At 70.8% G+C, this 20831-nt stretch carries 18 protein-coding genes; 10 read left to right on the top strand and 8 right to left on the bottom strand.

All coding sequences use genetic code 11. The features are described from left to right. Nucleotides 1-97: 97 nt before the first annotated feature. Nucleotides 98-895: a helix-turn-helix transcriptional regulator gene (locus E8A49_RS18760; RefSeq protein WP_293385134.1), complete on the top strand. Its 798-nt coding sequence runs from the start codon at nt 98-100 to the stop codon at nt 893-895. Here E8A49_RS18760 and E8A49_RS18755 read toward each other — a convergent pair. From E8A49_RS18755 to E8A49_RS18740, 4 genes are read right to left on the bottom strand one after another with little or no spacing between them, the layout of a single operon-like run. Next, nucleotides 892-2775: a biotin carboxylase N-terminal domain-containing protein gene (locus E8A49_RS18755; protein WP_293385131.1), complete on the bottom strand. Its 1884-nt coding sequence runs from the start codon at nt 2773-2775 to the stop codon at nt 892-894. The two genes, E8A49_RS18760 and E8A49_RS18755, sit on opposite strands and share 4 nt — an antisense overlap. Before the next feature lie 19 nt (nt 2776-2794). Beyond that, nucleotides 2795-3775: a DUF3667 domain-containing protein gene (locus E8A49_RS18750; protein ID WP_293385128.1), complete on the bottom strand. Its 981-nt coding sequence runs from the start codon at nt 3773-3775 to the stop codon at nt 2795-2797. 2 nt (nt 3776-3777) lie between these two features. Further along, nucleotides 3778-5367: a carboxyl transferase domain-containing protein gene (locus E8A49_RS18745; RefSeq protein ID WP_293385125.1), complete on the bottom strand. Its 1590-nt coding sequence runs from the start codon at nt 5365-5367 to the stop codon at nt 3778-3780. Next, nucleotides 5364-7052, bottom strand: coding sequence for an AMP-binding protein (locus E8A49_RS18740; RefSeq protein WP_293385122.1), 1689 nt, complete (start codon nt 7050-7052; stop codon nt 5364-5366). The genes E8A49_RS18745 and E8A49_RS18740 overlap by 4 nt, the downstream gene beginning before the upstream one ends. 216 nt (nt 7053-7268) lie before the next feature. Between E8A49_RS18740 and E8A49_RS18735 the strand changes: the two genes are divergently transcribed. Genes E8A49_RS18735 through glcF form a run of 7 tightly spaced genes read left to right on the top strand, consistent with a single transcriptional unit; the run spans nt 7269 to nt 14776 of the window. Beyond that, a complete protein-coding gene (locus E8A49_RS18735; protein WP_293385119.1) occupies nt 7269-8423 on the top strand; it encodes an acyl-CoA dehydrogenase family protein in 1155 nt (384 codons plus the stop codon). A 1-nt stretch (nt 8424) separates the two neighbouring features. Further along, complete coding sequence (locus E8A49_RS18730; protein ID WP_293385117.1) at nt 8425-9204, top strand: enoyl-CoA hydratase-related protein; 780 nt, start codon at nt 8425-8427, stop codon at nt 9202-9204. Nucleotides 9205-9232: 28 nt separating this feature from the next. After that, nucleotides 9233-9472 carry a hypothetical protein gene (locus tag E8A49_RS18725; protein ID WP_293385114.1) on the top strand — a complete coding sequence of 80 codons (240 nt, stop codon included), beginning with the start codon at nt 9233-9235 and terminating at the stop codon, nt 9470-9472. A 50-nt stretch (nt 9473-9522) separates the two neighbouring features. After that, nucleotides 9523-10791, top strand: coding sequence for a hypothetical protein (locus tag E8A49_RS18720; RefSeq protein ID WP_293385111.1), 1269 nt, complete (start codon nt 9523-9525; stop codon nt 10789-10791). Between the two features lie 29 nt (nt 10792-10820). Next, nucleotides 10821-12308 carry an FAD-linked oxidase C-terminal domain-containing protein gene (locus tag E8A49_RS18715; protein WP_293385108.1) on the top strand — a complete coding sequence of 496 codons (1488 nt, stop codon included), beginning with the start codon at nt 10821-10823 and terminating at the stop codon, nt 12306-12308. Continuing rightward, nucleotides 12309-13484, top strand: coding sequence for a glycolate oxidase subunit GlcE (glcE, locus tag E8A49_RS18710; RefSeq protein ID WP_293385105.1), 1176 nt, complete (start codon nt 12309-12311; stop codon nt 13482-13484). Beyond that, complete coding sequence (glcF, locus tag E8A49_RS18705; RefSeq protein WP_293385102.1) at nt 13484-14776, top strand: glycolate oxidase subunit GlcF; 1293 nt, start codon at nt 13484-13486, stop codon at nt 14774-14776. Before glcE ends, glcF begins: the two co-directional genes overlap by 1 nt. Here glcF and E8A49_RS18700 read toward each other — a convergent pair. Continuing rightward, on the bottom strand, nt 14761-14985 hold the full coding sequence (locus tag E8A49_RS18700; RefSeq protein WP_293385099.1) for a hypothetical protein: 225 nt from the start codon (nt 14983-14985) through the stop codon (nt 14761-14763). The genes glcF and E8A49_RS18700 overlap by 16 nt on opposite strands. Nucleotides 14986-15113: 128 nt before the next feature. Between E8A49_RS18700 and E8A49_RS18695 the strand changes: the two genes are divergently transcribed. Together E8A49_RS18695 and E8A49_RS18690 are read left to right on the top strand one after the other, a co-directional pair. After that, nucleotides 15114-15731, top strand: coding sequence for a glutathione S-transferase family protein (locus E8A49_RS18695; RefSeq protein WP_293385096.1), 618 nt, complete (start codon nt 15114-15116; stop codon nt 15729-15731). Between the two features lie 49 nt (nt 15732-15780). Further along, the gene (locus E8A49_RS18690) at nt 15781-17256 is read left to right on the top strand and encodes an MFS transporter (protein WP_293385093.1); all 1476 of its coding nucleotides are present in this window, start codon (nt 15781-15783) and stop codon (nt 17254-17256) included. Here E8A49_RS18690 and E8A49_RS18685 read toward each other — a convergent pair. The 3 genes from E8A49_RS18685 to E8A49_RS18675 are packed head-to-tail and all read right to left on the bottom strand — an operon-like array spanning nt 17253 to nt 20542. Further along, nucleotides 17253-18809 (bottom strand): long-chain-fatty-acid--CoA ligase, encoded by a 1557-nt coding sequence (locus E8A49_RS18685; RefSeq protein ID WP_293385090.1) that lies wholly within the window; start codon nt 18807-18809, stop codon nt 17253-17255. The two genes, E8A49_RS18690 and E8A49_RS18685, sit on opposite strands and share 4 nt — an antisense overlap. A 51-nt stretch (nt 18810-18860) precedes the next feature. Continuing rightward, nucleotides 18861-20270 carry a hypothetical protein gene (locus E8A49_RS18680; RefSeq protein WP_293385087.1) on the bottom strand — a complete coding sequence of 470 codons (1410 nt, stop codon included), beginning with the start codon at nt 20268-20270 and terminating at the stop codon, nt 18861-18863. Continuing rightward, the gene (locus E8A49_RS18675; protein WP_293385084.1) at nt 20267-20542 is read right to left on the bottom strand and encodes a metal-sensitive transcriptional regulator; all 276 of its coding nucleotides are present in this window, start codon (nt 20540-20542) and stop codon (nt 20267-20269) included. The genes E8A49_RS18680 and E8A49_RS18675 overlap by 4 nt, the downstream gene beginning before the upstream one ends. Between the last annotated feature and the right edge of the window lie 289 nt (nt 20543-20831).

Here is a 20831-nt window from a genome sequence, read left to right as displayed (position 1 = left end):
AGCCCACCACCGCCGGGTCATGACGTCGATTACGCGCCAGGTAATGGCTTCGCCGTCCGCAGGCGGCTTAGATCGGCCGGCAAACGCGGAGCGGACCATGAGCCCAGCCCAAGCCCGAACCTCCCCGGCGGTCGGCCCTCTGCTGCGCGAGTGGCGCGAGCGGCGCCGGCTGAGCCAGATGGACCTGGCGCTCGACGCAGGCGTCTCCACCCGGCACCTGAGCTTCGTCGAGACCGGCCGCGCCCAGCCGAGCCGCGAGATGGTGCTGCACCTGGCCGAACAGCTCGACGTGCCCCTGCGCGCCCGGAACGTCCTCCTGCTGTCGGCGGGCTATGCGCCGGCCTATGCGGAGCGGGCGCTGGACGACCCGGCGCTGGCCGGCGCGCGGCGGGCGATCGACCTGGTGCTGGCGGGCCATGAGCCGTGGCCGGCCCTGGTGGTCGATCGGCACTGGCAGGTGATCGCCGCCAACAACGCCATCCCGTCGCTGCTGCAGGGCGTCGATCCGGAGTTGACGGCGGGGCCGGTGAACGCCCTGCGGCTGGCGCTGCACCCTAAGGGCCTGGCCCCGCGCATCGCCAACCTGGCGCAATGGCGCGCCCACCTGCTGCACAACCTCCATGCCCAGATCGAGGCCACCGCCGATCCTGTGCTGGCGGCGCTGGAGGCGGAAGTCAGCGCCTACCCGGTGGACGATCCCGGCGAGGACGCCAGCGATGACCTGGGCGGCGTCGCTGTGCCGCTCCGTCTGCGGACGAGCGGCGGCGGCCTGCTGAGCTTCATTTCCACGACCACGGTGTTCGGCACGCCGCGCGACGTCACCCTGGCCGAACTGGCGCTGGAGACCTTCCTGCCGGCCGACGCGGCGACCGCCGCCGCCTATGCGCGGCCCTAGGCGGGCGTCAGCTTCGCCAGCACCGCGCCTTCGCTGACCTGGGCGCCTAACTGAACGGCGACGCTCTCCACCGTACCGTCGAAGGGCGCGGTGAGCGCGTGCTCCATCTTCATGGCCTCGAGGGTCAGGAGGCCCTGGCCCTTGGTTACCTTGTCGCCGGCCTTGACCGAAAGACCGGTGACCTTGCCGGGCATGGGCGAGCGGATCTGGCCGTCGGAGGCGCCGCCCGCCTCGCCGGCCGGCGGCGGGTGGCTGGCGAAGACGAAGGCCCGGCCGGACTCGAAGACCACGATCTCGTCGTCCTCGGTGAGCAGCGCCGAGCGCGGGGCGGCGGTCTCTGACAGGCGCGCCATCACCGGCTTGCCGTGCAGGAAGAGCCTGGTGGCGCTTTCCGGCTCGGCGTTCAGCCGGAAGCCCGCCAGGTCGCGCCAGGGCGACGGCGCGGGATCGAGGGATTCGTCCACCATCATCGCGGCTTCGGCGGCGGCGGACAACGCGGCGGGCGAGGGCTCCGGCGCGGCGGTGAGCTCGGCCAGGTTGCGCTCGATGAAGCCGGTGTCGAGGTCGCCGGCGATGAAGTCCGGCGCCTCCAGGCAGCGGGCCAGGAAGCCGGCGTTGGTCTTCACGGGCCAGACCTCGACGGCGTCGCAGGCCTCGGCCAGCTCGCTCAGCGCCATCTCGCGGGTCTCGGCGTGGGCGATCAGCTTGGCGATCATCGGGTCGTAGAAGGGCGTGACCTCGCCGCCCTCCTCGACGCCGGTGTCGGCGCGCACGTTGGGCGGCAGGACGAAGTGCTCCAGGGTCCCGGTGGACGGCAGGAAGCGGCCGCCGTCGACGCTCTCGGCGTAGAGCCGGGCCTCCACCGCATGGCCAACGAGGCCGATCTCCGCCTGTGTGGCCGGCAGGGGCTCGCCGCCGGCGACGCGGAACTGCCATTCCACCAGGTCGAGGCCGGTGACCATCTCGGTCACCGGATGCTCCACCTGCAGGCGGGTGTTCATCTCCATGAACCAGATGCGGTCGGGGCGCAGGCCCTGGCTGGCGTCGGCGATGAACTCCACGGTGCCGGCGCCGACATAGCCCACCGCCTGGGCGGCCTTGACCGCCGCGGAGGTGACGGCCTCGCGGGTTGCCGCGTCCATGCCGGGCGCCGGGGCCTCCTCGATCACCTTCTGATGGCGGCGCTGCAGGGAGCAGTCGCGCTCGTAGAGGTGGACGACGTTTCCGTGGGCGTCGCCGAACACCTGCACCTCGATATGGCGCGGGCGGCTGACATAGGTCTCCAGCAACACCCGGTCGTCGCCGAAGGCGGCCTTGGCCTCGCGCCGGGCCGCGCCAAGGGCGGTCTCGAAGTCGCCGGCCGCCTCCACCTTGCGCATGCCCTTGCCGCCGCCGCCGGCCACCGCCTTGATCAGCACCGGATAGCCGATGCGGCCGGCCTCGCGGGCCAGGGCCCCGGCGTCCTGGTCCTCGCCCAGATAGCCCGGGGTCACCGGCACGCCGGCCTTCTGCATCAGGGCCTTGGCGGCGTCCTTCAGCCCCATGGCGCGGATCGCCGCGCTGGGCGGGCCGATCCAGATCAGGCCGGCGGCCACCACGGCGTCGGCGAAGTCGGCGTTCTCCGACAGGAAGCCGTAGCCGGGATGGATGGCCTCGGCGCCGGTCGCCTTGGCGGCGGCGATGATCTTGTCGCCCACCAGATAGCTCTCGCGCGCCGCCGCCGGGCCGATCGGCACCGCGCGGTCGGCGTCGGCCACGTGGGCGGCGCCGGCGTCGGCCTCGGAGTAGACCGCGACGGTCTCGATCCCCATCCGACGCGCGGTGGCGAACACCCGGCGGGCGATCTCGCCGCGGTTGGCGACCAGGACGGACTTGAACATCAACGCCTCACCAGCCGGCTCATCGGACCGTCGCCAGGCCGAGCATCATCAGCGCCACGATCATCAGAGAGAATATGATCGAAGAGACAAAGAACAGCATCAACATCCGCAGCAGAGTGCCGATCACGCTGGTCCGGTACGTCCCGCGCATATGGACGAAGAGGTGCACGGGCGAAAGCCACAGGACGTTCCACGCCGCATCCGTCGCCATCGCCCCGAAGAAGCCCACCGAGAGCAGCAGGCCCTGGAACGACAAGGAGTGCATGGAGAAGATGAGGTGGTCGAAAACGTAGACGTTCTTCTTGAACAGGAAGAGCGCCGACAACATCAGGGCCGCGATCGGCAGCATGACCACCGCCAGCTCATGCGCCCACTCCACCGCCGAGGCGATGAAGGCTTGGGGATTGGCCGCGGCCTTGCGGATCTGGCCGCCCCAGAAGGCGCGGGCGCCGGGCGACTCCATGCCGATGCCCTGGATATCGGTGTCTTTCAGATCCTGCAGCCGGGCCATGGCTTGCTTGAAGCCGGCCTTGTCCTTGTCCGACATGTTCGCCGTGACGCTCGGGTCGTCCGGCGTCGCGATCTTGAAGTTCACGTTCTGGCCGTTGTGGCTGTGCTGACTGAAGCTTTGCCCGCCCGCGAAGAACACCAGCAGCAGCACGATCAGGAAGATGCGGAATGGCGGCACCTGGGTGGCGCGGTGGCCGTCCAGGTAGTCGCGGGTCAGCTTGCCGGGCCGCAGGATGAGCCGCGGGAACGTCTGCCAGATTCGGCCGTCGAGATCGGTCAGCCCCTCGAACGCCTCGCCCATCAGCCGCCAGATGGAGCGGTTGAACTTCTCCGCCCGCTGGCCGCAGGCGTAGCACCAGGGTCCGGCGAGCGCGGTGTGGCAGTTCATGCAGGGCGCGCCGATCGGCAGGCTGTGCTTCGAGGCGCGGTCGATCTCGTGGGCGATGGTGTCCGCCGTCACGGCCTCGAGGATTTCGTCTCCGGACGCCATGGCTACATCCTGAAGACGCCGAAGCGCGTCTCGGGGATCGGCGCGTTCAGCGAAGCGGCGATGGAGAGGCCCAGGACGTCGCGGGTCTGGGCCGGGTCGATGACGCCGTCGTCCCACAGGCGCGCGGTGGCGAAGTAAGGATTGCCCTCGTCCTCATAGCGCTGGCGGATCGGCGCCTTGAAGGCCTCTTCCTGGTCCTTGGTCCATTTGTCGGCGTCGCGGTGGACGGTGGCCAGTACGCTGGCCGCCTGCTCGCCGCCCATGACGCTGATGCGGCTGTTGGGCCAGGTCCACAGGAAGCGGGGCGAATAGGCGCGGCCGCACATGCCGTAGTTGCCCGCCCCGAAGGAGCCGCCGATCAGCACGGTGAACTTCGGGACCTCGGCCGAGGCGACCGCCGTCACCAGCTTCGCGCCGTCCTTGGCGATGCCGCCGGCCTCGTACTTGCCGCCGACCATGAAGCCCGAGATGTTCTGCAGGAAGATGAGCGGAATCTTCCGCTGGCAGGCGAGCTCGATGAAGTGCGCGCCCTTCAGCGCGCTCTCCGAGAACAGCACCCCGTTATTGGCCAGGATCGCCACCGGATAGCCCCAGATGCGCGCGAAGCCGGTGACGAGCGTCGCGCCGTAGAGCGGCTTGAACTCGTCGAACTCCGAGGCGTCGACGATGCGGGCGATCACCTCGTGGACGTCGTAGGGCGCGCGGACGTCGGTGGGGACGACGCCGTAGAGCTCTTCCGGATCGAAGGCCGGTGGCCGGGGTTCGGCCATCACCGGGCCCTCGGGGCGCGCGGTGTTCAGGTTGGCCACGATGTTGCGGACGAGGCTGAGCGCGTCCTCGTCGTCCTCGGCCACATAGTCGACCACGCCGGAGCGGCGGCCATGGGTGTCGGCGCCGCCCAGCTCCTCGGCCGAGATCACCTCGCCGGTGGCGGCCTTCACCAGCGGCGGACCGCCCAGGAAGATCGTGCCCTGGCCGCGGACGATCACCGTCTCGTCGCTCATCGCCGGAACGTAGGCGCCGCCGGCGGTGCAGGAGCCCATGACGCAGGCGATCTGGGAAATGCCCGCCGCGCTCATGCGGGCCTGGTTGAAAAAGATGCGCCCGAAATGGTCGCGGTCGGGGAAGACCTCGGCCTGGTGCGGCAGGTTCGCGCCGCCCGAGTCCACCAGATAGATACAGGGCAGGCGGTTCTGCAACGCGATCTCCTGGGCGCGGAGATGCTTCTTCACAGTCATCGGGAAATAGGCGCCGCCCTTCACCGTGGCGTCGTTGGCGACGATCATGCACTCGCGGCCGGAGACGCGGCCCACGCCCACGATGACGCCCGCGCCCGGGGCCTCGTCGTTGTAGAGGCCGTTCGCGGCCAGCTGGCCCACCTCCAGGAAGGGCGAGCCGGCGTCGATCAGGCGCATGACCCGTTCGCGCGGCAGGAGCTTGCCGCGGCCGACGTGGCGCTTGCGGCTTTCCTCCGGCCCGCCCAGGGCGGCGGCGGCGCGCTCGTGCAGCTCCGCCGCCAGCTTGCGGTTGACCTTGGCGTTGGCGGCGAAGCCCTGGCCGGCGGTGTCGATGCTGCTCGTCAGCTTCCTCATGCGGTCTTTTCCAGCACGAGGCCCATTTCCGCAATCATCGCCTCGCGCATGGCGAACTTTTGCACTTTCCCCGTAACCGTCGTGGGAAAGCCTTCCACGAATCGGATGTGCCTTGGAATCTTGTAGTGGGCGATCTGGCCGCGGCAAAAATCCTGGACCGCCTCGGCTGTCAGATCGGCGCCCGGCTTCAGCACGATCCAGGCGCAGAGCTCCTCGCCGTACTTGGGATCGGGAACGCCGATCACCTGCACGTCCTGGATCGCCGGATGGCGGTAGAGATATTCCTCGATCTCGCGCGGATAGACGTTCTCGCCGCCGCGGATGACCATGTCCTTGATCCGGCCCACGATGTTGGCGCAGCCGTCCGCGTCGAGGGTGGCGAGGTCGCCGGTGTGCATCCAGCCGGCGGCGTCGATGGCCTCGTCGGTCTTCGCCGGATCGTCCCAGTAGCCCAGCATCACCGAATAGCCGCGGGTGCAGAGCTCGCCCGGCTGGCCGCGCGGGACGATACGGCCGGCGTCGTCGACGATCTTCACCTCCAGGTGCGGATGGATGTGGCCGACGGTGGCGACGCGGACCTCCAGGCTGTCGTCGGCGCCGGACTGGAAGCTGACCGGCGAGGTCTCGGTCATGCCGTAGGCGATGGTCACCTGCGGCATGTGCATCCGCTCGATCACCTCTTTCATCACCTCGATCGGGCAGGGCGAGCCGGCCATGATGCCGGTGCGGAGCGAGGTCAGGTCGAAGCGGCCGAACTCGGGGCGCCCCAGCATGGCGATGAACATGGTGGGCACGCCGTAGAGGCCGGCGCAGGCCTCGGCCTCCACCGCCTCGAGCGTCGCCAATGGGTCGAAGCCCTCGGCCGGATAGACCATGGTCGCGCCATGGGTGATGCAGCCGAGGTTGCCCATCACCATGCCGAAGCAGTGGTAGAGCGGCACCGGGATACACAGCCGCTCGCCCGGCTGCAGGCCGATGGCCTCGCCGACGAAATAGCCGTTGTTCAGGATGTTGTGGTGGCTGAGCGTCGCGCCCTTCGGAAAGCCGGTGGTGCCACTGGTGAACTGGATGTTGATCGGGTCGTCGAACTGCAGGCCGGGCCCGATCTCGGCCAGGCGCGCGGCGTCGGCGGGCGTGCCCGCGTCGCAGGCCTGGTGGAAGGCCAGGCAGCCGGCGTGCTCGATCTCGCCCAGGGTGATGACCCAGCGGAGCGCCGGCAGGCGGCTGGCCAGCAGGGCGCCGGGCCGGCAGGAGGAAAGCTCCGGCGCCAGCTCGCGGATCATGTGCAGGTACTGGCTGGTCTTGTGCGCGACCGCGGTGACCAGCGCCTTGCAGCCCACCTTGTTCAGCGCGTACTCGGCCTCGGTCACCCGGTAGGCGGGGTTGATGTTGACCAGGATCAGGCCGGCCTTGGCGGTGGCTGCCTGGGTCAGCGCCCACTCCGCGCAGTTGGGCGCCCAGATTCCGACGCGGTCGCCGGGCTCCAGCCCGAGCGCCAGCAGGCCGGCGGCCAGGGCGTCGGCGCGGGCCTTCATGTCCTCATAGGTCCAGCGGATCTTCTGATGGCGCGAGATCAGCGCCAGCTGATGCGGATGCGCCGCGGCCGTCGCGTCGAACGCCGCGCCGATGGTCATCCCCAGCAGCGGCCGCGTGTCGGCCCCATGGACATAGCTCAGCTCTGTCACCGCTTCCTCCCGCCGCCGGGAAACCTACCGCCTTCCTCCCACGTGTCATCCCGGTTTCGCGAAGCGAAGACCGGAACCCATCGACATCTACTTCGGCAAGACTTTCGCGGCGTCGCGACCACGCTCGATCCGGCGCGACGGAGTCTATGGGGCCCGGACAAGCGCTGCGCGCTTTCCGGGATGACACTTGCGGGAGCAGGCGCCAGAGATGCCCGGGTGAGCGCCGAAACATTCCCCGAAATCCGCGAGGCGGTGCGCAGGCTTTGCGCGCGGTTTCCCGGCGCCTACTGGCGGGCGCTGGACCGTGAGCGGCAGTATCCCACCGAATTCGTCGCGGCGCTGACCGAGGCGGGGTTCCTGTCGGTGCTGATCCCGGAGGCCTACGGCGGCTCGGGGCTGGGCCTGGCGGCGGGCGCGGCGGTGCTGGAGGAGATCCACCGCTCGGGGAGCAACGGCGCGGCCTGCCATGCCCAGATGTACACCATGGGCGTGGTGCTGCGGCACGGCAGCGCCGAGCAGAAAGCCGCCTATTTGCCGAAGGTGGCGTCGGGCGAGCTGCGCCTGCAGGCCTTCGGCGTCACCGAGCCGGACGCCGGCACCGACACCACCCGCATCACCACCTTCGCCCGCCGCGACGGCGACCGTTACATCGTCAACGGCAAGAAGCTGTGGATCAGCCGCGCCGAGCACTCCGACCTGATGGTCCTGCTGTGCCGCACCACGGCCCGGGACGCCGCCGCCAAGCCTTCCGACGGGATGAGCGTGCTGCTGGTCGACATGCGCGAAGCCGTGGGCAAGGGCCTGACCGTCCGCCCGGTGCGGACCATGCTGAACCACGCCACCACCAAGCTCTTTTTCGAGGACCTGGAGGTCCCGGTCGCCAACCGCATCGGCGAGGAGGGCCAGGGCTTCCGCTATATCCTGGACGGCATGAACGCCGAGCGGATCCTGATCGCGGCGGAGTGCATCGGCGACGCCAGGTTCTTCATCGACCGCGCCGGCGCCTACGCCCGCGAGCGCCAGGTGTTCGGCCGGCCGATCGGCGAGAACCAGGGCGTCCAGTTCCCCATCGCCCGCGCCTACGTCCAGATGACGGCGGCAAGCCACATGGTCGACCACGCCGCGGCCCTGTTCGAGGTCGGCCAGCCCTGCGGGACCGAGGCCAACATGGCCAAGCTCGCGGCCTCGGAGGCCTCCTGGTACGCCGCCGACATGTGCGTCCAGACCCACGGCGGCTTCGGCTTCGCCGAAGAGTACGACATCGAACGCAAGTTCCGCGAGACCCGGCTCTACCAGGTGGCGCCGATCTCCACGAACCTCATCCTCAGCCACGTGGCCACCCACGTGCTGAACCTGCCAAAGAGCTTCTGACGTGCCCGAAACCATCCTCCTGACCGAGCCGCGAGCCGGCGTCGCCGTGGTCGCTTTCAACCGGCCCGAAGCCGCCAATGCGCTCTCGACCCAGATGGGCGAGGAGTTGCTGGAAGCCTGGACCGGCCTGGGCGCGCGCGACGACCTGCGCTGCGTGATCCTCACCGGCCAGGGCCGTCACTTCCAGGCCGGCGCGGACCTCAAGGAACGCAACGGCATGACGGACGAGACCTGGGCCCTGCAGCACCGGGTCTTCGAGGCCATGGTCCGCGCCCAGCTCTCCGTGCCCGCGCCGATCATCGCCGCGGTGAACGGGGCGGCCATGGGCGGTGGCTGCGAGATGACGTTGGCCTGCGATTTCGCCTACGCCGCCGAGACCGCCCGCTTCGGCCTGCCCGAGGTGGGCCTGGGCATCATGCCGGGCCTGGGCGGGACCCAGCTTCTGCGCCGCTGCGCCGGCGAGCGCCGCGCCATCGAGATCCTCACCACCGGCCGGCCGTTCACCGCCGCCCAGGCGCTGGAGTATGGCGTGGTCAACGGCGTCACGGCGCCGGACGCCTTGATGGAGACGGTGCTGGGCGTCGCCGCCGAGATCGCCGCCAAGGCGCCCCTGTCGGTCCGCGCCCTGAAGCACGTGGTGCGCGAGGCCCATTCGCTCGACCTGGCGGCGGCCATGGAGATGGAGCTGTCCGCCTACAACCGCCTGTTCAAGACCGCCGACCGCCGCGAGGGCGTGGCCAGTTTCAACGAGAAGCGGACGCCGGTGTTCAAGGGCGAGTAGGATGCCGTCTCACCCCTGGAGATTCCCCATGAAGTTCGTCACCGCCTCCGCCCTCACCCTGGCCTTCGCGCTCAGCGCCAGCGGCGCCGTTGAGGCCAAGGGCTGCGTCAAGGGGGCGGTGGTGGGCGGCGTCGCCGGACACCTCGCCGGCCATCACGCCGTGCTGGGCGCCGCGGCCGGCTGCGTTGTCGGCCATCACATGGCGCACAAGCAGGCGGTCGAACAGCGCCGCGCGGCCCAGGCCGCGGCGACCCAGCCGCATCGCTGACTTTCAGCGGCCGCCATGGACTTAGGGCGCAGTCCGTTCAGGGGTGTGAGATGACGCAGCTTGATCGGCGGACCGCTTTGATTTCCGGCCTTGGCGCCGCGGCTCTTCCGCTTGTGGCGCACGCCGCGCCAAGCGACCCGCTCTCCGGCGACGCGCTCTACGCCAATGTGAAGGGCTATTCGCTTCTCGGCGAGCACCGCACCGGGACGAGCGGCGATGCCGCGGGCACGGGTTGGCTGATGACGTCGCTGGAAGCGCGGGGCTTCAAGGCTGAGCGCCAGGGCTTCGACTATCCGGTGTTCGAGCTCGGAGCCTGCGGGATCGCGCTGGGCGGCCAGGCGCTGGAGGCCTTCCCTTACTGGACGCCCACGGCGACGCCGGCGGGCGGGGTCACCGCGCCGCTGTCCCTCGCCGGCGGGGCGGGGAAGATCGCGCTGGTCGACCTGCCGCCTGGAACCGGCGCGGGCCTCGACGCGCCGCCGCCGGCCCAGATCATAGCCGCCGTGGACAACGGGTCCGCGGCGGTGATCGCCGTCACCGAGAACCCGTTGGGCGAACTGCTGGCGATGAACCGCAACCCCAAGGCGCCCGCCTGGCGCTGCCCGGTGCTGCTCGCCGCCGGCCGCGACCTGGGCGCGCTGAAGGCCGCCGCCCAGGCCGGAGCGCCCGTCACCGTGCGGCTGGAGGGCCAGGTGCGGCCGCATCAGGCGCAGAACGTGATCGGCCGCCGCGTCCGTCCGGGAAAGCCGGTGGTGATCTCCACGCCCAAGAGCGGTTGGCGCCATTGCGCGGGCGAGCGCGGCTCGGGGATCGCCATCTGGCTGGGCCTGGCCGCGGCCCTGGCGAAGCGCGACGACCTCAATCTGATCTTCGTCTGCTCGTCCGGTCACGAATTCGACGGCTATGGCGCCCACCTCTTCACCGAGACCCTGGCGCCCAAGCCGGCCGAGACGCGGCTGTGGGTCGCCATCGGCGCCAATGTCGCGGTCTACGACCACGCCCTGCGGGATGGGACGGTCACGCGCCTGCCCGGCCCGCCCAAGGCGCGGACCATCGGGGCCAGCGCGCCGCTGACAGCGATGACGGCCCAGGCCTTCGCGGGCCAGCCGGGCTACGAGACGCCGCTGGACCTCGACGCCCACGACGCGCCCGGCGAGCTCGCCACCTTCCGCAAGCTGGGCTACCGGCCGCTGATCGGCCTGGTCGCCGCCTCGCCCCTGCACCACAGCGCCAAGGACCTGCCGGAGGTCACCGGCCCGGCCGTACTGGAGCCCGTGGCCAAGGCGCTGCACCGGACGATCCTCGGCGCCCTGACCTAGGGCGCGGAACAGGCTAGGTAGGACCGGCCATGAAGATGCCTGTCCCGGACGCCGCCATCATCGCCCGCAAGGCCGAGATCGTGCGCGCGCTGCAACGGCTGGTCCCCGGCGAGGGCGTGATCGGCGATCCCGCGGGCCTGATCCCGTTCCAGTCGGACGGCCTCTCGGCCTATCGCCAGACGCCGCTGGCCGTGGTGTTGCCGGAGACGGTGGCGCAGGTCTCCGCGGTGATGGCCTGGTGCCAGGCCAACGGGGTCAAGGTGGTGCCGCGCGGCGCGGGGACCTCGCTGTCCGGCGGGGCGCTGCCGCTCACCGACGGGGTCGTTCTCGGCATGGCCAAGTTCAACCGGGTGCTGGAGGTCGACCTCGCCAACCGCTGCGCGGTGGTCCAGCCCGGCGTCACCAACCTGGCGATCAGCGCGGCGGTGGAGGCGGATGGCTTCTACTACGCCCCCGATCCATCCAGCCAGATCGCCTGCACCATCGGCGGCAATGTCGCCGAGAACTCCGGCGGGGTGCACTGCCTGAAGTATGGGCTGACGACCCACAACGTCCTGGGCTGCGAGATCGTGCTGATGAGCGGCGAGGTGGTGCGGCTGGGCGGCAAGGGTTTCGACGCCGCCGGCTACGACCTCTTGGGCGTGGTGACGGGCTCGGAGGGCCTGTTGGGCGTGGTCACCGAGGTGACCGTCCGCCTGCTGAGGAAACCGCAGACGGCGCGGGCGCTGCTGCTGGGCTTCCCCTCGGTGGAGGCGGCGGGCGGAGCGGTGGGCGACATCATCGCCGCCGGCGTCATCCCCGCAGGGCTGGAGATGATGGACAACCCAGCCATCGTGGCCGCCGAGGCCTTCGTCCACGCGGGCTACCCCACCGAGTGCGCCGCCCTGCTGATCGTCGAGCTGGACGGGCCGGAGGCGGAGTGCGCGGAGCTCTCGGCGCACGTCGCCGAGCTGGCGCGGGCGCGGGGCGCCACGACCATCCGCACCTCCGCCAGCGACGCCGAGCGGCTGGCCTTCTGGGCGGGGCGCAAGGCGGCCTTCCCGGCGGTGGGGCGGCTGACGCCGGACTACTACTGCATGGACGGCACCATCCCGCGCCGGGAGCTGCCGCGGGTGCTGGCCGCGATCGGCGAGATGAGCGGCCGCTATGGCCTCAGGGTCGCCAACGTCTTCCACGCCGGCGACGGCAACCTGCACCCACTGATCATGTACGACGCCGACAAGGCCGGCGAGCTGGAGGCGGCCGAGGCCTTCGGGGCGGAGATCCTGAAGCTGTGTGTCGCGGTCGGCGGGGTGCTGACCGGCGAGCATGGGGTCGGCGTTGAGAAGCGCGACCTGATGGGCGAGATGTTCTCCGAGACCGACCTTGCCTGCCAGCAGCGGGTGAAGTGCGCCTTCGACCCTGACCTGCTGCTGAACCCCGGCAAGGTGTTCCCGCGGCTGCACCGCTGCGCCGAGCTGGGCCGGGTCCACGTCCATCGCGGCCAGACGGCCTTCCCCGAGCTGCCGCGGTTCTAGATGCTGGACGTCGCCGCGCCCCGCACCGAGACGCCGAAGACCGCCGACGAGGTGGCAGAGCTGGTGGCCGACGCCAACGCCACGGGGCGCCGCCTGGAGGTCGTGGGCGGCGGCACCAAGCGCGGAGTCGGCGCGGGCGTGGGCGGGGACGCCGTCATCAGCCTGGCGGCGTTGGACAAGGTCGTCGACTACGCGCCGGAGGAGCTGGTGCTGACCGCCCAGCCGGGCGTCACCTTGGCCGCCCTGGAGAAGCTGGTCGCTGCCCACGGCCAGATGCTGCCCTTCGAGCCGCCGCGCCTGGCGCGCCTGCTGGGGACTAAGGGCCACGCGACCCTCGGCGGGACCCTGGCCGCCAACCTTTCGGGGCCGCGGCGTTTGCGGGCCGGGGCCGCGCGCGACCACCTGCTGGGGCTTTCCGTCGTCACTGGCCGGGGCGAGGTGGTGAAGGCGGGCGGCAAGGTGGTGAAGAACGTCACCGGCTACGACCTGCCCAAGCTGATCGCCGGCTCCTGGGGAACCCTGGCGGTGATGACCGAGGTGACCATCAAGGTGCTGCCGGCGGCGCGGACCGAGGCGACCTTGCTGCTGTTCGGCCTGGAGGGCGCCCGCGCCGGCGAGGCCATGACCTTGGCGCTGAACGAACCCGCCGAGGTCTCGGCCGCCGCCCACCTGCCGGCGCGGACCGCCGCGCGGGCGCCACTGAAGGGCTCCATGTCGGTGACGGCGGTCAGGCTGGAAGGCTTCGCGGCGTCCGTGGCGGCCCGCGCCGAGCACTTGGCGCAGGCGCTGAAGGGCTTCGGGCGGCTGGAGCGCCTGGACGCCGAACACAGCCGCGCCTTCTGGCTCCAGGTGCGCGAGGTCGAGGCCTTCGCCAGGGACCCGCGTCCGTTGTGGCGCCTGTCGGTCCCGCCGGCGCACGGCTGGCGGCTGGGCGAGGCCCTGGCCGGCGACCTCATCTACGACTGGGGCGGCGGCCTGGTCTGGCTGTTGGCGGAGAGTGAGCCGGCGGCGGTGCGCGATGCGGCCCGGGCGCTGGGCGGCCACGCGGCGGTGTGGCGCGGCGAGGGGTCGGCGCTCGCGCCGGTCGAGGGGCCGCTGGCGGCGCTGAACGCGCGGGTGAAGGCGGCCTTCGATCCGAACGGCGTGCTGAACCCCGGCCGGATGGGCGCCGCCTGATGCAGACCGCCTTCACGCCCGAGCAGCTCGCCGATCCGGACTATGCCGCCAGCCACGGCGAGATCCGCAAGTGCGTCCACTGCGGCTTTTGCACGGCCACCTGCCCGACCTATGTGCTGCTGGGCGACGAGCGCGACAGCCCGCGCGGGCGGATCGAGCTGATCAAGGCGATGCTGGAGACGCCCGGGGCGCCGTCGCGCGAGGCGGTGACCCATATCGACCGCTGCCTGTCGTGCCTGGCCTGCAAGACCGCCTGTCCCTCGGGGGTCGACTACGCCCAGCTGATCGACCACGGCCGCGCCCACATCGAGGCGCACTATCGCCGCCCGCCGCTGGAGGCCCTACTGCGCTGGGCGATTCCGCAGGTGCTGACCCGGCCGGGCCGGCTGCGCCTCAGCCTGGCGCTGGGCCGGCTGGCGCGGCCGCTGGAGCCGGTGTTGGAGGCGCTGAGGCTGCGGCCGCTGGCGGCGCTGCTGCGGCTGGTCCCCTCGGCCGGGCCGAAGGCGACGGCGCAACAGGCGCATCCCGCGGAGGGCGCGCGCCGAGGCCGCGTCGCCCTGCTGCAAGGCTGCGTCGAGCCGGCGATGGCGCCCTCGGTCCGCGCCGCGGCGATCCGGCTGATCACCCGCGCCGGGTTCGAGGTGGTGCTGGCCGACGGCGAAGGCTGTTGCGGGGCGCTGTCGGAGCACCTGGGCCGCGGGCGCGAGGCCGCGCGGTTCGCGGCGGCCAATGTGCGCGCCTGGACCCGGGCCGGGCCCTTCGACGCCATCGTCACCACCGCCGCCGGCTGCGGCACGACGCTGAAGGCCTATGGCGAACGGCTGGAGGGCGACGTGGCCGCCGTGGCCGCCGCCGCCCGCGCCCGCGACGTGCTGGAGTTCATCGGCGAGGTCGGCCTGCCGCCGGTGAGGCGGCCCGGCAAGCTTAGCGTCGCCTACCACGCGCCGTGTTCGCTGCAACACGGCCAGGGCATCAAGACCGGCCCGGCGGACCTGCTGGCCCAGGCCGGCTATGAGGTGCGGGCGATCGCCGAGGGCCACCTCTGCTGCGGCTCGGCCGGGGTCTACAACATCCTGCAGCCGGAGCTGGCGGGGCGGCTGCGCACCCGGAAGGCGGTCAATATCGAGAAGACCGGCGCGGCGGTGGTGGCCGCCGGCAACGTCGGCTGCATCGCCCAACTGGCCCCTGTCCTTAGCCGGCCGGTGATTCATCCGGTCGAGCTGTTGGACTGGGCGACGGGCGGACCGCGGCCTGCCGCGCTGGACCTCTTAGCGCCTCAAATGGGCGCATAGGCGTCCGCGGCCGGTCTGTCGCAGGGGATCGGCGCTTCGGCCCCGCCCGCGCCGCGCGGCGGCCGGCGTGAGGTGACGAAACTGTCCCAGTCGTTGGGCCCATCGCGCCGCGGGCGAGCCGGGCGCAGGTTCATGCGGAGACGGGCGAGGAGGCTCTCGAGCGTTTCGCCAGAGCCCGCGAGGTCGGGTTTGAACTGTCGATCAGCCATGGGGCGCTCCTATACCCCAAAGTGCGTCGAAACGCCACGTTCGCCGGTAAAAATTTGGTTAATGGCTGATTCGTTGACCCTCCCCGCGGCGCCGCTTAACGGTCGCGCACAAAGCAGAGGATGCGTCCATGAAGCTCCATGTCTCGATCGGTCCGAACCCGCGCGTGGTGAAGATGTTCCTGGCCGAGAAAGGGCTGGAAATCCCCTTCGTGACGGTCGACCTGATGGGCGGCGAGAACCGCCGCGAGCCCTATGCCGTGGAGATCAACCCCGCCGGCCAGACCCCGGCGCTGCAGCTGGACGACGGGACCTGCGTCACCGAGATCACCGCTATCTGCGAATATATCGACGAGCGCCATCCGGACCCGCCGCTGATCGGGACAACGCCGGAAGAGCGGGCGGCGACGCGGATGTGGACGCGCCGGGTGGACATCAAGATCTGCGAACCGATGGTCAACGGCTTCCGCTACGCCGAGGGCCTGCGCCTGTTCGAAAGCCGCATGCGCGTGCTGCCGGAAGCCGCGCCGGGCCTGAAGGCCTTGGCCTGCGATGGGCTGGAATGGCTGGAGGGGCATTTCGAAGGGCCCTGGATCGCCGGCGGGCGCTTCACCCTGGCCGACATCCTGCTGTTCAGCTTCCTCGACTTCGGCGCGACGGTCGGCCAACCGCTCGACCCGAAGTTCGGCAAGTTGGCGGCGTGGGTCGAGCGGGTGAAGGCCCGCCCGAGCGCCGCGGCCAGCGCCTGATCGTGAGCCACCCGCGCCACCAATCGCCCGCTTGCGGGTTTGAGGCCCGATGCTGACCCCCGCCGGCAAGGCCACCCCCGCCGAGATCGCGCGCGAGGACAGCGACGCCCACGCGCCGTCCAGCATGCCGGACGGCCTGCCGGTCCCGCGCCGCTATTGGTCGGTGGCGGCGATCTGGCTGGCCATGACCATGTCGGTTCTGGACGGGGCGATCGCCAATGTGGCGCTGCCGACCATCGCCCATGAGTTGAACGCCTCGGCCGCCTCCTCGATCTGGATCGTCAACGCCTACCAGCTGGCGATCACGGTGACGCTGCTGCCCCTGGCGGCGCTGGGCGACCGGCTGGGCTACCGGCGGGTCTATATGATCGGGCTGGCAGTCTTCACCCTGGGCTCGCTGGGCTGCGCGCTCTCCCACACCCTGCCCAGCCTGACCGCGGCGCGGGTGCTGCAGGGCCTGGGCGCCGGCGGCATCATGAGCATCAACGCCGCCCTGGTGCGCTTCACCTATCCGAAGAAGTTCCTGGGCCGCGGCATCGGGCTGAACGCCCTGGTGATCTCGGTCTCCGCCGCGCTCGGCCCGACCATCGCCGCGGCCATCCTGGCCAAGGCGTCGTGGGAGTGGCTGTTCGCCATCAACGTGCCCCTCGGGTTCGTGGCCATCGCCATCGCCTGGCGGTCCCTGCCGGTGACGGTGGGCTCCGACCGCAAGTTCGACTGGATCTCGGCGCTCCTGAACGCGCTCACCTTCGGCTTCCTGATCACCGGGGCCGAGAGCCTGGCGCGCGACGGCGTCGTCCCCGGCCTGTCGCGGCTGGCCGTGGGCGCCGTCGCCGGCGGCCTGCTCACCTGGCGGGAGCTGCACCGCGAGGCGCCCCTTGTGCCCTTCGACCTCCTGAAGCTGCCGATCTTCGGCCTTTCGATCCTGACCTCGATCGTCTCCTTCGCCGCCCAGATGATGGCCTACGTCGGCCTGCCCTTCTATTTCCAGGCCGAGATGGGCCGCACCGCGGTGGAGACGGGCCTCCTGATGACGCCCTGGCCGCTGGCGGTGGGCATCTCCGCGCCGATCGCCGGACGCCTGGCCGACCGGCACCGGGCCGGGACCCTGGGCGGCATCGGCCTCAGCGTCTTCGCGCTCGGCCTCTTCGCGCTTTCGATCATGCCGGCGCACGCGGGGAACTGGGACATCGCCTGGCGGATGGCGCTCTGCGGCCTGGGCTTCGGCTTCTTCCAGTCGCCCAACAATCGCGCCATGGTCACGGCCGCCCCCATGCACCGCAGCGGGGCTGCCGGCGGGGCGCTGGCCACCGCGCGCCTGCTGGGCCAGACGGCGGGCGCGGTGACCACGGCGGTCTTCTTCCACCTGGCGGGGACGCGAGCGGTGACCAGCGCGCTCGCCACCGCCGCGGGCCTGGCGGCCCTGGCCGCGGTGGTCAGCCTGTCACGCCTGGCGCTGGCCCCGCGTCCACGGCCCGAGCCGCTCGACCGGATCGACCCCGCGCCGTCCGGCCCGACGCCCTAGCCGACGTTGCGGCCGAGGCCTTCCCAGTAGGGCTTGCGCAGCTCGCGGCGCAGCACCTTGCCCGAGGCGTTGCGCGGCAGGATGTCGATGAAGTCCACGGACTTCGGGGCCTTGAAGGCGGCGATCCGCTCGCGGGCCCAGGCGATGACCACGGCGGGGTCGCAGTCGCCGTCGGCGGCGCGCACCACGATGGCCTTCACCGCCTCGCCCCAGCGCTCGTCCGGCACCCCGATCACCGCGGCGTCGGCGACGCCCGGGCAGCCCAGGATCGCGTTCTCGACCTCGGCCGGATAGACGTTCTCGCCGCCCGAAACGATCATGTCCTTCACCCGGTCGTGGACGAAGATGTAGCCCGCCGCGTCGCGGTAGCCGGCGTCGCCGGTCTTCAGCCAGCCCTCGGGCGTCACCGCGTCGGCGGTGGCTTCCGGGCGGTTCCAGTAGCCGGCCATGACCATGCCGCCCTGGATGGCGATCTCGCCGATCTCGCCGACGCCCGCCTCGGCGCCGTCGTCGTCCAGGATGCGCACCGCCATGTTCGGCCAGGCCTTGCCGCAGGAGCGCAGCAGTTCGGGCCGGTGGTCCGTGGGCGTCAGGAAGGTCCCCGCGCCGCTGGACTCGGTCATGCCGTAGAACTGGATGAAGCCGCAGCCGAACCGCGCGGTGGCCGCCGCCAGCACCGCCTCGCCGATCGGCGAGGCCCCGTAGGCGACGCTCTTCAGGCTGGAAAGGTCGGCGCCCTCGATCCCAGGCGCCTGCAGCAGCATGTTGATCATCGCCGGCACCAGGAAGACGTGCGCCACCCGCGCCTGTTCGACCTGCTCCAGCACGGCGGCCGGGCTGAACTCCGGCAGCAGGATCACCCGGCCGCCCGACGCCAGGCCGGAGAAGCTGATGTTGGTCCCGGCCACGTGGAACAGCGGCATGACCACCAGCACCGTGTCGTCGGCGCCGTAGTCGAAGCCCTCGACCTTGGTCCGCAGCTCCAGGAAGGCGCGGTAGTTGGCGTTGTTCAGCCGCACGCCCTTGGGCAGGCCGGTGGTGCCGGAGGTGTAGAGCTGCAGGACGTCGTCGGAGAGCTGCGGGTCGGCGGACGGGGCCGGCGGGGCGGCGTCACGCAGAGTCTCGTACCGCTCGAAGCCCTCGGCGTCGGCGCCCACGCCGATCAGGCGGATCGGCCGCTCCAGGCGGGCGACCACCGCGCGGGCGGCCTCGAAGAAGCTCGGCGTCACGAAGAACAGGTCGGCGCTGGAGTCGTCGAGGATGAAGGCGATTTCCGGGATCGCCAGGCGCGAGTTGATCGGCGCCATGCAGATCCGTGACTGCGCCGCGCCGAAGAAGATCTCGAAGAAGGCCTCGTGGCTGCGGCCCAGCCAGGCGATCCGCTCGCCGGGCTCGACGCCGGCCTGGGCCAGCAGGCCCGCGGCCTGTCCAGCGCGCCGGTCGAGTTCCGCATAGGTCAGGCTGCGGCCTTCGCATTCGAGGGCCACGTGATCGCCGCGCGCGGCGGCATGGACGGCGGGGATGTCGGAGAGGAGGTTCAGCTCGGCGGTCATGGACGAATTGCTAGCGGATCATCGACGGCCCGCAAGCTCGGACGCGTTTCGCTAGCGTAACTTGAGCCGAACGAAGCCCATGACCCCGTGCGGATCGTCGCCGTAGGCGTCGCTCAGCGCGCCGGGGACGAAGTCGAAGGCGTAAAGCGCGCCCAGGCCCAGGAGCAGGTGCTCGGCCACCGCGAAGTCGCGGATCGCGCCGATCGAGACCTTGCCGACGGAGAACACCGGGCCGCGGTCGCCCAGGTCCGGGATAAGTTCATTGTTGTCCTCTTCTTCGGCCCTGGCGAAGATTGTCCAGTCGGCGTTGGGCTTGACCGCGCTTTCCAGCACCCAGGCGTCGAGGTCGACGCCCTGGCTGGAGCGCCGGCCCCACGCGGCGGTGGAGGACCACCAGCCATGGTCGCCGAAGGGGACGGTGTAGATGGCGCTGGCGGCGATCTTGCGCTGGTTCACGCCGGGCTCGAGCTGTTCGGGGCTGAGTTCGTTGGCCCAGGAGGTCTCCAGGGACAGCATCTTGGTGGGGTTCCACGACAGGCGCACGGCGGTGGAGTCCAGCGGCCCGGGCTCGATGGCCCAGCGGTTCTGGTCCGGCTCGCGGCCGTTGTAGGCCGAGGCTTCCAGTTTCCAGTCGCCATGCACGACGCCACCGGTGACCACGCCCTCGGTGATGTGGGTGGAATCCAGCCAGTGGTGGCTGATCGGCGCCTCGGGGCTGTCCTCGATGGACAGGCGGTGCATGAAGGCCGGCGGCCCGAAGGCCGGCTCGCCCGGCAGGCCCGCGTAGACGAAGACGCTGCTCTCCTTGTCCAGCCGGTAGGCATAGGAGACCGAGAGCTCCATGAAGAAGTTGTGCGGATGCTGGCGGTCGACCAGCGGGGTCTTGCCGTTGGCGGTCTCGCCGGTGGCCAGCAGCAGGGGATAGCCGGCCGGGCCCATCAGCGGCTCGGGGCTCAGCATGGCGCGCAGCTGCAGGGTCCCGGCGTCGCCCACCGGCCGCTGGGCCATGCCCATGACCATGCCGGAGACGAAGCCCATGTCGCCCCCGCGCGGGCCGCTCTGGCTGTCGTAGACCGCGTTGAGGTCGCCGTGGAGCATGACCATCCACGGCCCCTCGGTGAGATGCATCCCCTGGTCCGGTGAGGCGTCGGGCTGCCAGGCGGTGCCGGAGGCTTCCCGGCTCATGGAATAGGGGCCGTAGGCGCCGGTCATGCCGCCCTGCATTGCCCCCATGTCCATGCCCGCCATGTCCCCCGACATGTCCATGCCGGCCATGTCGTGGTCGGCCAGCGCGGGCGGAGCTCCGGAATGGTTCATCTTCGAATGGTCCATGCCGGGCATGTCCGGCATGTCCGGCAGAGGCGCTGCGGGGGGCGCGGCCGGCGGCGTCGCCGGCGAGGCGTCCTGGGCGCGCGCAGCCCCGGCGGCCAACACCGCGGCCGCCACGAAAAGCCATCTCATCGCGCGCTGTGCTCCAGGAGTTCGATCAGTTCGGCGGCCTTGCGGCGCTGCTCATCGCGGTCGCCGCTGACGATGGCGCCCTCGATGCAGTGGCCGAGGTGACCCTTGAGCAGCTCGGTCTCCACCCGCGCCAGGGCCGCGCGGGCGGCGCGCACCTGGGTCAGGATATCGATGCAGTAGCGCCCCTCGTCGACCATCCTCGAGACGCCGCGCACCTGGCCCTCGATGCGGCTGAGGCGGTTGAGCAGCTTCGGCTTGTCCTGGCGATCCATGCGCGGGTCCTCTCGGCGGCTTCCCAGGCGTTAAGCGTCGCCGCGCTGAAAGGCAATATGCCCCTGGGGGGTATGCGAAAATTTCACCGTTCGACTGACCGTCAAGGCAACGCTCAGAATAGGATCCTACGTATATCTACGTATACTTGATTCCGTAAACATACGGAGGTTGCAGGGAGCCAAAAAAACACCAACCATTAAGTGCAATCGACTAACCTTGGCCACAGTCCGGCAAAGTAAGAAGTGAAATCGGGCGGAGGCGCGGAAATGTATACTTACGGCGGCATAA

Origin of the sequence: Phenylobacterium sp. (assembly GCF_004799515.1) — a bacterium.
In the GTDB taxonomy this organism is placed as follows: Bacteria; Pseudomonadota; Alphaproteobacteria; order Caulobacterales; family Caulobacteraceae; genus Phenylobacterium.
Note: the sequence above shows the minus strand (reverse complement) of the source record. Positions and strands in the feature narration are given on the sequence as shown.

What these genes read in the sequence shown, in the direction of transcription:
- E8A49_RS18715 (WP_293385108.1), top strand. Translation starts at nt 10,821, where the DNA reads ATGAAGATGCCTGTCCCGGACGCCGCCATCATCGCCCGCAAGGCCGAG.
- E8A49_RS18745 (WP_293385125.1), bottom strand. Translation starts at nt 5,367, where the DNA reads ATGAGGAAGCTGACGAGCAGCATCGACACCGCCGGCCAGGGCTTCGCC.
- E8A49_RS18750 (WP_293385128.1), bottom strand. Translation starts at nt 3,775, where the DNA reads ATGGCGTCCGGAGACGAAATCCTCGAGGCCGTGACGGCGGACACCATC.
- E8A49_RS18760 (WP_293385134.1), top strand. Translation starts at nt 98, where the DNA reads ATGAGCCCAGCCCAAGCCCGAACCTCCCCGGCGGTCGGCCCTCTGCTG.
- glcF (WP_293385102.1), top strand. Translation starts at nt 13,484, where the DNA reads ATGCAGACCGCCTTCACGCCCGAGCAGCTCGCCGATCCGGACTATGCC.
- E8A49_RS18675 (WP_293385084.1), bottom strand. Translation starts at nt 20,542, where the DNA reads ATGGATCGCCAGGACAAGCCGAAGCTGCTCAACCGCCTCAGCCGCATC.
- E8A49_RS18755 (WP_293385131.1), bottom strand. Translation starts at nt 2,775, where the DNA reads ATGTTCAAGTCCGTCCTGGTCGCCAACCGCGGCGAGATCGCCCGCCGG.
- E8A49_RS18690 (WP_293385093.1), top strand. Translation starts at nt 15,781, where the DNA reads ATGCTGACCCCCGCCGGCAAGGCCACCCCCGCCGAGATCGCGCGCGAG.
- E8A49_RS18725 (WP_293385114.1), top strand. Translation starts at nt 9,233, where the DNA reads ATGAAGTTCGTCACCGCCTCCGCCCTCACCCTGGCCTTCGCGCTCAGC.
- E8A49_RS18700 (WP_293385099.1), bottom strand. Translation starts at nt 14,985, where the DNA reads ATGGCTGATCGACAGTTCAAACCCGACCTCGCGGGCTCTGGCGAAACG.
- E8A49_RS18680 (WP_293385087.1), bottom strand. Translation starts at nt 20,270, where the DNA reads ATGAGATGGCTTTTCGTGGCGGCCGCGGTGTTGGCCGCCGGGGCTGCG.
- E8A49_RS18720 (WP_293385111.1), top strand. Translation starts at nt 9,523, where the DNA reads ATGACGCAGCTTGATCGGCGGACCGCTTTGATTTCCGGCCTTGGCGCC.
- E8A49_RS18695 (WP_293385096.1), top strand. Translation starts at nt 15,114, where the DNA reads ATGAAGCTCCATGTCTCGATCGGTCCGAACCCGCGCGTGGTGAAGATG.
- E8A49_RS18685 (WP_293385090.1), bottom strand. Translation starts at nt 18,809, where the DNA reads ATGACCGCCGAGCTGAACCTCCTCTCCGACATCCCCGCCGTCCATGCC.
- glcE (WP_293385105.1), top strand. Translation starts at nt 12,309, where the DNA reads ATGCTGGACGTCGCCGCGCCCCGCACCGAGACGCCGAAGACCGCCGAC.